The sequence below is a fragment of the Candidatus Symbiopectobacterium sp. genome, assembly GCF_020054415.1.
GTDB lineage: Bacteria > Pseudomonadota > Gammaproteobacteria > Enterobacterales > Enterobacteriaceae > Symbiopectobacterium.
Genome location: NZ_JAHWCO010000413.1, coordinates 1 through 9,854 on the forward strand (window position 1 = coordinate 1; position 9,854 = coordinate 9,854).

At 53.9% G+C, this 9,854-nt stretch carries 11 protein-coding genes and 4 pseudogenes; 13 read left to right on the forward strand and 2 right to left on the reverse strand.

Translation table 11 applies throughout. The features are described from left to right. On the reverse strand, nt 1–134 hold a 134-nt coding region (locus tag QZ506_RS12095), incomplete at its 3' end, for an IS1 family transposase (RefSeq protein ID WP_367273016.1). Nucleotides 135–195: 61 nt separating this feature from the next. Here QZ506_RS12095 and QZ506_RS12100 point away from each other — a divergent pair. After that, nucleotides 196–768 (forward strand): hypothetical protein, encoded by a 573-nt coding sequence (locus QZ506_RS12100; protein ID WP_291971333.1) that lies wholly within the window; start codon nt 196–198, stop codon nt 766–768. A 279-nt stretch (nt 769–1,047) separates the two neighbouring features. On the opposite strand, the gene QZ506_RS12105 is transcribed toward QZ506_RS12100, so the two are convergent. After that, nucleotides 1,048–1,242, reverse strand: a complete 195-nt coding sequence (locus QZ506_RS12105; RefSeq protein ID WP_291971336.1) for a hypothetical protein — start codon at nt 1,240–1,242, stop codon at nt 1,048–1,050. Here QZ506_RS12105 and QZ506_RS12110 point away from each other — a divergent pair. The 12 genes and pseudogenes from QZ506_RS12110 to QZ506_RS12165 form a co-directional block, all read left to right on the forward strand. Next, nucleotides 1,162–1,534, forward strand: a pseudogene (locus QZ506_RS12110) (IS1 family transposase). The gene QZ506_RS12105 and the pseudogene QZ506_RS12110 overlap by 81 nt on opposite strands. Then, nucleotides 1,527–1,709 carry an ABC transporter substrate-binding protein gene (locus QZ506_RS12115; RefSeq protein ID WP_291971338.1) on the forward strand — a complete coding sequence of 61 codons (183 nt, stop codon included), beginning with the start codon at nt 1,527–1,529 and terminating at the stop codon, nt 1,707–1,709. The pseudogene QZ506_RS12110 and the gene QZ506_RS12115 overlap by 8 nt, the downstream one beginning before the upstream one ends. Before the next feature lie 6 nt (nt 1,710–1,715). Continuing rightward, nucleotides 1,716–2,030: a hypothetical protein gene (locus QZ506_RS12120; RefSeq protein ID WP_291971340.1), complete on the forward strand. Its 315-nt coding sequence runs from the start codon at nt 1,716–1,718 to the stop codon at nt 2,028–2,030. Nucleotides 2,031–2,223: 193 nt separating this feature from the next. Then, nucleotides 2,224–3,143, forward strand: a pseudogene (locus QZ506_RS12125) (FecCD family ABC transporter permease). Continuing rightward, complete coding sequence (locus tag QZ506_RS12130) at nt 3,136–4,176, forward strand: iron chelate uptake ABC transporter family permease subunit (RefSeq protein WP_291971342.1); 1,041 nt, start codon at nt 3,136–3,138, stop codon at nt 4,174–4,176. The pseudogene QZ506_RS12125 and the gene QZ506_RS12130 overlap by 8 nt, the downstream one beginning before the upstream one ends. A 9-nt stretch (nt 4,177–4,185) precedes the next feature. Next, the gene (locus QZ506_RS12135) at nt 4,186–5,013 is read left to right on the forward strand and encodes an ABC transporter ATP-binding protein (protein ID WP_291971344.1); all 828 of its coding nucleotides are present in this window, start codon (nt 4,186–4,188) and stop codon (nt 5,011–5,013) included. Continuing rightward, the gene (locus tag QZ506_RS12140) at nt 5,006–5,749 is read left to right on the forward strand and encodes an IucA/IucC family C-terminal-domain containing protein (protein ID WP_291971346.1); all 744 of its coding nucleotides are present in this window, start codon (nt 5,006–5,008) and stop codon (nt 5,747–5,749) included. Before QZ506_RS12135 ends, QZ506_RS12140 begins: the two co-directional genes overlap by 8 nt. Before the next feature lie 256 nt (nt 5,750–6,005). Next, complete coding sequence (gene rhlE, locus QZ506_RS12145; protein ID WP_291971347.1) at nt 6,006–7,367, forward strand: ATP-dependent RNA helicase RhlE; 1,362 nt, start codon at nt 6,006–6,008, stop codon at nt 7,365–7,367. 307 nt (nt 7,368–7,674) lie between these two features. Next, nucleotides 7,675–8,844 carry an MFS transporter gene (locus QZ506_RS12150; RefSeq protein ID WP_291971349.1) on the forward strand — a complete coding sequence of 390 codons (1,170 nt, stop codon included), beginning with the start codon at nt 7,675–7,677 and terminating at the stop codon, nt 8,842–8,844. A 33-nt stretch (nt 8,845–8,877) separates the two neighbouring features. Beyond that, nucleotides 8,878–9,063: a hypothetical protein gene (locus tag QZ506_RS12155; protein ID WP_291971350.1), complete on the forward strand. Its 186-nt coding sequence runs from the start codon at nt 8,878–8,880 to the stop codon at nt 9,061–9,063. A gap of 97 nt (nt 9,064–9,160) precedes the next feature. Next, nucleotides 9,161–9,396 (forward strand): annotated as a pseudogene (locus tag QZ506_RS12160) (tRNA-dihydrouridine synthase); the annotation flags it as partial. A 187-nt stretch (nt 9,397–9,583) separates the two neighbouring features. Further along, nucleotides 9,584–9,854: pseudogene (locus QZ506_RS12165) on the forward strand (helix-turn-helix domain-containing protein); the annotation flags it as partial.

Genomic DNA, 9,854 nt, shown 5'->3' on the forward strand with positions numbered 1-9,854 from the left:
CGTTGTAAGCACTGTAGCCATCCGTGTTTGCATGACTGACGACGGTAACGCTGATGGCCACTTTTGCCATAACCGTGTTTTTTCACAGGAGATGTCTGTTCACAAAACGGGCATCTTACATCAACTTTAGCCACTGTATTCCACCTCCAAAACCGGACATTTCACACTGCAATCAACATATTGAATACATGACCGATGAAAATTATGACTGGTAAACCCATTTTTTTCGCAACCAGAACTCTGTTTCTATCGTTGTTGTTGGTGGGATGTCAGTCTGCGACACGTTCACTTCCAGATAGCGCTAGCAGAAACAGTACAGGCCTTGAGTTTGCAGGACAAACATGTCGTACCGATCCCCTTTATAGTGCTTCTGGGGGGCCCGATGTGCTCTATGCTGAAATGAATGAATGCGTTCGTGCTCAGAATTTCGACCGAGCTGTATTTCTTTATGCCCTGGCGGGAAGCTACACATGGTTTGATGCAAACCGTATTGGTACACAATATGCCAAGACGGCACATGGAAAACTCTTAGGTGAAGCTTTGGCACAACTGTCCGAAAAGCGGGTGAGTCAATTTTGGGAGCATATTCGCGCGACGATGCAAGATCCTAGCAAAAAATCCATGATATGCGGCAAGGTCAAGCAGGCTGGTATGCCTACGCACAGCATAGATTACATGCTTGTTGAGAAATCTTCGGGTGCTCCTGCCAAACCGATAGAACAATATCAGTGGGAGATAGCTGTAGATAACTACTTGTTATGTAAGTGATATTATTTGTTTTTGATATTAAATTTCGGATTAATATATTTTTATAGTATTTTGTGTTGATGAAGGCGTTGTTTTTTTTACTCGGGGTTTTTAGTGCATTGGTCTGGACTTACCAATGAATTTGGTGATTAAAATTATCGATTCTCGTATATTATCTGTGACGTTGGTTCTGCCACTTTTGTTCTGCTGATATGCCTGAAAAACGTTTTAAGCAGTATTTCATCTGTTTGCTCTAAAAAACCGAAGTAAAGTCATTACCGCTTGTTGGGAATAGCTCTGTTAAGTGAGTGTTCGTGTTATTCCTTTATTGCGCAAAGTTATGCCTCTGTTTCGGGTCGTGTATTCAATATGTTGATTGCAGTGTGAAATGTCCGGTTTTGGATGTGGAATACAGTGGCTAAAGTTGATGCAAGATGCCCGTTTTGTGAACAGACATCTCCTGTGAAAAAACACGGTTATGGCAAAAGTGGCCATCAGCGTTACCGTCGTCAGTCATGCAAACACGGATGGCTACAGGGCTTACAACGACGAAATTCAAAAAGTAAAACACATTGTTAGCAAGCTGTATACACAGCGTATTGAGCGTGCACATCTGACACTGCGTAACCGATTGCAACGGCTCAATCGCAAGACGCTCGGATATTCAAAATCATCCGAAATGCACGATAGGATCATCGGCACTTACATCGAACGCGAGTACTACGTTTTATGCTACATCAACTCATTGAACACACGACCCGAATTTGGAAGCCATCGCATTGCTTAAACCCGACCTGATCATTGCATCACGTTTTCGTCATGAACGGGTGTATACCTTGTTGTCGCAGATCGCTCCCACGGTGGCGATGGAGGATGTGTTTGAATTCAAACGTACCGTACAACTGATAGGGCAGGCGCTGGGCAGGGAGAAGCAAGCACAGGGTTTGCTCACCGCCTGGTAGGGGCGAGTGTCGGTATTGCGCGACCGCCTGCGTACTCATTATGGTTCTCAGTGGCCACTCCGCGTTTCCCTGATTGAGTTTCGTGATGACCATATTCGTCAATATTTAGCACGCAGCTTTGCCGGCTCAGTACTCTCGGAAGTGGGTTTTATCTGGCCGGGAATGCAGGCAGATTCGCTCAGCGTGATGCGCAAACTGAGTACGCCAGAGAGTCTGCCGGTGCTGGACGCCGATCTGTTTTTTTTTTTATGCACTCGGAAAAACCGGCGGTTACGCAACTTTACCGCACCTGGACAGCGTACCCATTGTGGCAACGCCTGAAGGCCCCACAACGCGAGCGAATCTACACTGTGGACAGTGTGGCCTGGAGTTTGTCGGGAGGCATTTTAGGTGCGAACAGGATATTGGATGAGATCGCACAACGCCTACTGCCTACGGAGACAACGCCATGAGGCCTGTATGGGTGTTATGTGGCGGGGGACTGTTGTTGATCATCTCCTGCTTTGCCAGCATGATGGTCGGAGCGCAACCGATCGCGCCGCGCGTGCTACTGGTTGCATGGCTTCACCCGGATGCGACACAAATTGAACATATTCTGGTGCAGACCACGCGTCTGACACGCACCTTGATGGCCCTGACGGTCGGCGCCAGTCTGGCCGTTGCCGGGGTGCTGATGCAGGCGATGACGCGCAATCCACTGGCTTCTCCGGGGTTATTCTGCGTCAATGCCGGGGCGATCTTCTTTATCGTCCTGAGCAGCGTGTGGATAGGTGCTGCATCACTGGCGACATTGGTGTGGTCCGGGTTTCTCGGTGCGGCAGTCGCAGGGGGATTTGTGTTCGGCATCGGCTCGTTGTGTCGTGGGTCTACAAGCACTGCGAGAATTCTGCTGGCAGGGGCGGCGATCACGGCACTTTTCCTCTCGTTTACCCAAGCGATGTTGGTGATCAATCAGGACGGATTGGACAGCGTATTGTTTTGGCTGGCTCGGTGGCTGGACGAGAGAGCGATCTGCTGACGCACTTGCTTCCCTGTGCAGTGGTGGGTTTGGTATTCAGCAGGGTACTGGCATCGCATATTAATATTTTTGTTGCGGGTGATGACATGGCACACGGGTTAGGAGTGCGTACCGCATGGATTCGCGGCCTGATGGGCGTGTGTGTGATTGCTTTGGCGGGCAGTGCGGTGGCTATTGCGGGTAACATCGGTTTCATTGGTTTGATTGTGCCACACATGGCCCGTCGGTTGTGTTCCCACGACCACCGTTGGCTGATCCCCGCTAGCGCCTTGCTGGGCGCTTGTCTGCTACTTTGGGCGGATATGCTGGCACGCGTGGCGATTTTACCGCCGGAACTGCCGCTGGGAGTCATGACCGCTGTGCTGGGGGCCCCTTATTTTATTGCGTTGGTTCGGCGGGATGCGCGTCATGGCTAACGTTTACTCGCTACGTATCGGCATGTTGTCTCGTCGGGTGGATAGCCGCGCGTGTATCTGGAATCTTGCACTGCTCGGTGTAACGCTGGTGACGATACTCTTGGTGCTATCGCGAGGTGCTGTGCCGCTCTCTCCGCGGGAGGTGATGCACATACTGTTGGCACCGCACCAGACTATCGAAGGTAACGCCTTTATCGTCCGGGAACTGCGCCTACCTCGCGTCGTGTTGGCGGTGGATTGTAGGGGGGCATTAGCGCTTTCGGGGCTGATATTACAGAGTCTGGTGCGCAATCCGTTAGCATCGCCCGATCTGCTTGGGGTTACCAGCGGCGCGTCTGCCGCAGTCGTCGCTTTTCTCTCTTTCGGCGCGGGTATGCTCGGGCAGCAATGGATGCCGTTGGCGGCTATTGCGGGAGCCTGGGGAACAGCGCTGCTGATCTACCTGTTGACCTGGCGACATGGTGTATCACCTTACCGTCTGGTATTGGTCGGGGTAGGAATCTCCGCCTTGATGGGGGCCGTAGCGACGGGGTTGCTGCTGCTTAGCCCATTCAATACCACACTCTCCTCATACATCTGGCTGACCGGCAGTGTTTACGGTACTAACTGGCAGGATGTGACGTCTCTGACTGGATGGCTGGCGCTAGTCGCGCCGCTATTCGTATTACTGGCGCGCCATGTGCCGATCCATGAGTTGGACGACGATGTTGACACGAGCGTGGGTGCTGCACTGGAACGGCGGCGTAGCGCATTGCTGTTGCTGAGTGTTGCGCTGTCCGGTACCGCGATCGCACATGCGGGGGCGATAGGCTTCGTGGGGTTGATTGCCCCCCATATGGAGAAACGTCTGGTGGGTCGAGCCTTTGTTAGCAGTGTGCTGGCACCGGTACTGATCGGTGCCAATCTGGTCGTGGTGTCAGATTGGGTGGGACGTACGCTCTTTTTACCGTTGGATTTGCCAGCAGGTATTTTTATTTCTGCGTTGGGCAGTCCTTTTTTTCTCTATTTACTGATTCGGCAACGTCATCATTAAGGCATAACGATGAATTCACCAAACCCTTTCCCGCCCTCAGGACGTGCACTGACGTTGCAATATGACCGGCAGGTGATTATTGAACATCTGGATTTGCAGGTGCCAGCCGGGTGCATCACGGTATTTGTCGGAAGCAACGGATGTGGCAAAAGCACCTTGCTAAAAGCCTTTGCCCGTCTGCTCCCTCCAACCTCAGGCTGTGTCATGCTAAACGGCGCGGATATTCATCACCAATCAAACCACGCCATCGCATGTAAGCTGTCAATTTTGCCGCAGACAACGAGCGCTCCAGAGGGCATAACCGTGCGTCAACTGGTTGCTATGGTGCGCTACCCTCACCAAAGTTGGCTACGCCAGTGTTCGACGCAGGACGAAGAAAAAGTGCAGCAGGCGCTGAACAGTACCGGGCTGATAGCGCTGGGCGAGCGGGTGGTGGATACGCTGTCGGGCGGACAACGTCAGCGTGTGTGGATCGCTATAACGTTGGCGCAGGATACGGATATTTTGCTGCTGGATGAGCCAACCACCTATCTCGATTTGGCGCATCAGATTGAGGTGCTCGATTTGCTGCGCGAGCTCAACGAACAACACGGTAAAACCATCGTCATGGTACTGCACGACGTGAATCTGGCATGCCGCTATTCACATCACATGGTGGCGGTTCACCAGCGAGGCGTAGTTGCGCAAGGCGCGCCGCAGGCGATCCTGACGGAAACGCTGATTAAAACGGTATTCGATCTCGATAGCCACATCATCGCTGACCCGGTGTTTTGTACGCCGCTCTGTATTCCACTGGGCCGTTATGCGCCGAAACAGCAAAGCGTGTGCGATGCGTGATCTTTCCTTTCACGCCGAAGAACGGGCACATCTCGCCGCTCGTTTTAACCTGATTGCGACGGCGGAATACCCGTTCAGCAGCGCGGTGCCAGTATCGACACTCTTGGAGACGGCGCCTTGTCAGCGTATGTTGCAACAGCTTGCTTCACGATCGGGGGCCCCTTCGCTGGGTATTACCGCGTCGTTGTTAAGCAAACGCGTGGCTTTTCTTACTACAGCGGCTGCCTTTTATCCCTTATCGATGTACAGCAAAGGGCTAAACATGGCGCTGACGAACTGCCTGTTGGATACGCGTCACGATGGACATCGTTGGCAGTCGCATATGGTGATGGACGATTTATCGCTCTCAATGCCCCATTCAGATTTGGATCGCGCGAGTTGGCGTGATGCACTGCTACGTGGCGTATTTGCAGAACATTTGACGCCGTTGTGGCATGTGCTGTCGGCCGCGTCAGGCATCTCTTCGCGGATTTTGTGGGAGAATACCGCAGTACGGCTGTTTTCACTGTTTGAACATCGGATGCAAGCCTCTGATGCGGCGACAGACGCGCGTGTAAAACAGGATTTTCACTATGTGGTTCACGAGGCTCCAGGTGCACTGTTTGGATTGGAGGCCAATCCGCTTACCGTCTATTTTCTCCCGCTAACCTGGGTGTCGGCGAACGGTGAGTGGATCCGCTTTCGTCGTACTTGCTGTTTTTACTATAATGCCTCTCAGCCGCGGGAGTTCTGTTAGGCCTGTCCTTTGCTGAGTCCCAATAAATCGCATCGGTTACCTTTTAGGAATAAGCGCTAATCGGATGGCATATCAGGAAGGCGAAATCTCTGTTACACTAGCGGACCTATGCACCGTAGTTTGTGCCCGTTCATTGTGGTTGTTGCTCACGTCGTTATTCCTTGGTTGATGGTGGCTCAGCAAACCCGCCTGATGTTCCCCCTGGAAACTGCACCGGCTTTGGCTCGGTCAGGGTGGATCTGGAGTTGTTTTTTCTATGTCTTTTTCATCTCTCGGCCTGAGCGCCGATATTCTCCGTGCTGTTGAAGAACAGGGCTATCGTGAACCTACGCCGGTACAACGCCAGGCGATTCCCGTGGTGCTGTCGGGGCAGGATTTGATGGCCAGCGCGCAAACGGGCACCGGTAAAACCGCTGGCTTTACCCTGCCGCTGTTGCAACTGCTAAGCGCCAAGCCCAGTGACGTTAAAGGCCGTCGCCCGGTGCGTGCATTGATCCTGACACCGACGCGTGAACTGGCCGCTCAGATTGGTGAAAACGTGCAGGAATACAGCAAGTACCTGCGCTTACGCTCGCTGGTGGTGTTCGGCGGTGTAAGCATTAACCCTCAGATGATGAAATTGCGCGGCGGCGTCGACATTCTGGTGGCAACGCCGGGACGTCTGCTGGATCTGGAACACCAGAATGCCGTTGACCTTTCCCGTATAGAAATCCTGGTGCTGGATGAAGCGGATCGCATGCTTGACATGGGCTTTATCCACGACATTCGCCGTGTGCTGGCAAAACTGCCCGCCAAACGCCAAAACCTGCTGTTTTCAGCCACCTTCTCTGATGAGCTCAAGGAGCTTGCCAATACTCTGCTGACGCGACCTGCTTCGGTCGAAGTGGTGCGTCGCAATACGCCATCGGAGCTGGTGACCCAGAACGTGCACTTTGTCGATAAAAAACGCAAGCGCGAGCTGCTCTCTTTGCTGATCGGCAAAGAGAACTGGCAGCAGGTGCTGGTGTTTACCCGCACCAAGCACGGTGCTAACCATCTGGCTGAGCAGTTGGGCAAAGATGGCGTTACCGCCGCTGCTATCCATGGCAACAAGAGCCAGGGTGCTCGTACCCGTGCGTTAGCGAATTTCAAGGAAGGATCGATTCGGGTGCTGGTGGCAACGGATATCGCTGCGCGCGGTCTGGATATCGACCAACTGCCGCATGTGGTGAACTATGAGCTGCCCAACGTGCCGGAAGACTACGTGCACCGCATTGGTCGTACTGGTCGTGCGGAATCTACCGGTGAAGCGCTGTCGCTGGTGTGTGTCGATGAGCATAAGCTGTTGCGCGATATCGAGCGACTGCTGAAACGCGAAATTCCACGCATCGCCCTGCCGGGCTTTGAGCCTGATCCGAATATCAAGGCAGAGCCGATTCAAAATGGGCGCCAAAGCCAGCGCGGTGCGCCGCGTGGCGGCGATCGTTCCGGTAGTCAACGTCACAGTATGGCACCGCGCCGCCAACGCAGTGGCGAAGGTTCTCCTTCTGGAGAACAACGCCGTGGCGGCCAGTGTAAACCAGCCGCATCGCGCCGCAGGGTAACGGTCAGCGTCGCCCGGCGCGCCAGAAGCGAGTAATACCGCTCTGTTCGCAGGGGAACTGCCATTCCCCTTTACTCGCCCCTCGTAATCCTCTGCGAAAGCAGGGGATCTCTGTTAGGCCAACGCAGGTATTTCATCTGCCAGAGATTCCCGTTTGTGCGGGAGTGACTGTTTTAGGTGGGGTTTTCAGTACTTCAAGGGGCGCTATCGCTCTGTTGCATACCTTTGCATAACATAGCCTTCTCTCTTCTAACAGGCTTCCCATTACTCGGGATTATCAGTAAGCTGCTTAACTCGCCTTCATCCGCAAGACGACGCGCTTTGCCCGAATAAAGACTGAATAATGAGAACAGCTGCCCCCGGTATCACTGAAGATGGTCTGCCGATCCCGCAGCGCCACTACGCCATGTTGACCATTGCCATCAGCATTACGCTGGCAGTGATGGATGCTGTGGTCGCCAATGTGGCGTTGCCGGTTGTTGCTACGGATTTCAACATTAGCGCGGCCAGCGCGATCTGGATTGTTAGCGGTTATCAGTTGGCGGTGGTGGTATGCCTGATTCCGTTCGCGCGTTTGGGCGAGATTTACGGCTATCGAACGGTGTACATGTACGGATTGACCCTGTTTATCCTGTCGTCGCAGGCCTGCATGTTGGCGAACAGCATGCCGTTGTTAACGCTGGCTCGCGTGGTGCAGGGCATAGGAGCTGCCGGGCTGATGAGCGTGAACACCGCGTTAATCCGCTACATCGTGCCGCGCGCCAAGCTGGGCGGTGCAATTGGTATTAACGCGTTGGTGGTGGCTATGGCCGCCACCGTGGGGCCAACGCTGGCAGGGGGGATTTTATCCGTCGCCTCCCGGCCGTGGTTGTTTACCATCAATCTGCCCCTTTGCCTTGCGGCCATTTTATTGGCAATGCGCAGTCTACCGGATAACGATCATAGCCAGCAGCCGTTTGACGGTGTGAGCGCTATATTGAGCGCTCTGATGATCGGTTTGGCCATTACCGCCATTGAGAGCATCGGTCATAAAAGCAATGCCGTGCTGATCGGTGGACAACTGGCGCTGGCACTGGTGGCTACTCTGCTGTTGGTGCGCCGGGAGGCCTCTGCCACAGAACCGCTGTTTCCGTTTGATTTACTGCGCATTCCGGTGTTCAGTTTGTCGCTGGCGACCTCAATCGCTTCCTTCACCACGCAAATGCTGGCCTTTGTTTCTCTGCCGTTTCTGTTTCACCATGAACTGGCTCTGACGCCGGCAGAAGTGGGGCTAATGATGACGCCCTGGCCGTTGGCAACCGGCGTTATGGCTATGGTGGCAGGAAAGCTTTCCGATCGGATGTCGCCCGCCATACTGGGCGGTGTTGGCTTGCTGCTACTCGCCGTTGGGATGTTGGCATTGAGCCAGCTTTCCCCCGTCACCACCATGGCCGGTATTGCCTGGCGCATGGCCCTGTGCGGCGCGGGGTTCGGGTTATTTCAGTCGCCCAATAATCGCCTGTTGGTCACGTAGGCACCGCGCCAACGCAGCGGCGCCGCAGGCGGTATGCTAGGCACCGCGCGCCCGATAGGGCAGTCCAGTGGCACTGCGCTGGTGGGCATGTTGCTGGCGCGATTTGATATGCAGGGCGGTTACTATGCGCTTTATATGGGGTGCTGCACGGCGGCGTTGGCATGTCTGCTGAGTTTTACGCGTCAGGCCTTCAATCCCTCGGTCGCGGATAAAGGCTAGCGACAGCGTAACGCTTGCTTTTCCTGTCCGTATCAGTACCATGGCGGGCTGATTTAAATGGTGCGCCGTGCGGCGTCCTGATGAGCTTAATAGCGTTATGCGTATCCTTCTTGCGCCGATGGAAGGCGTTCTCGATGCTCTGGTGCGGGAACTGCTGACCGACATCAATGAGTACGATCTGTGTATCACCGAGTTTTTACGCGTGGTAGATACGCTGCTGCCTGTCAAATCCTTCTACCACCTTTGCCCAGAATTGCATCATGCCAGCCGGACGCCTTCCTGCACGCAAGTGCGCATTCAATTGTAGGGACGTATCCGCAATGGCTGGCAGAGTGCATATTCGCATCGTGATCGATCAGTGATTCGCATGACAATCGATCTCGATTTCGCATGAAAGGTCGATCACTGATTCGCGTCGTATCGATCACTCCGGGACTTAACTCTTTTAACCTCCTCTCCATTCGCAGTTTCTACTGAAATGGAGATAACGATGGCCAGAAAGAGAAAAAGCAGGAGTACCATGGAGACCTGTCTTCAGATCTTCAAACTCAAATTTGAGCGCAACCAGTCTAATCGCACCATCGCCGCCGCTCTCAGGGTCAGCCCTTCCACGGTGTATGAGGTACTCTCCCGTTTTACCGCAGCATCTCTGTCGTGGCCATTGCCTGATGCGCTCTTGCCAGAAAAACTGGAAAAGATGCTGTTCCCCACCCGCAGAATGCGCACCCCTGAGCTTATCGTGCCGGACTGGCTGTATATCGATACCGAGCTAAGACGGCCAGGGGTTACCA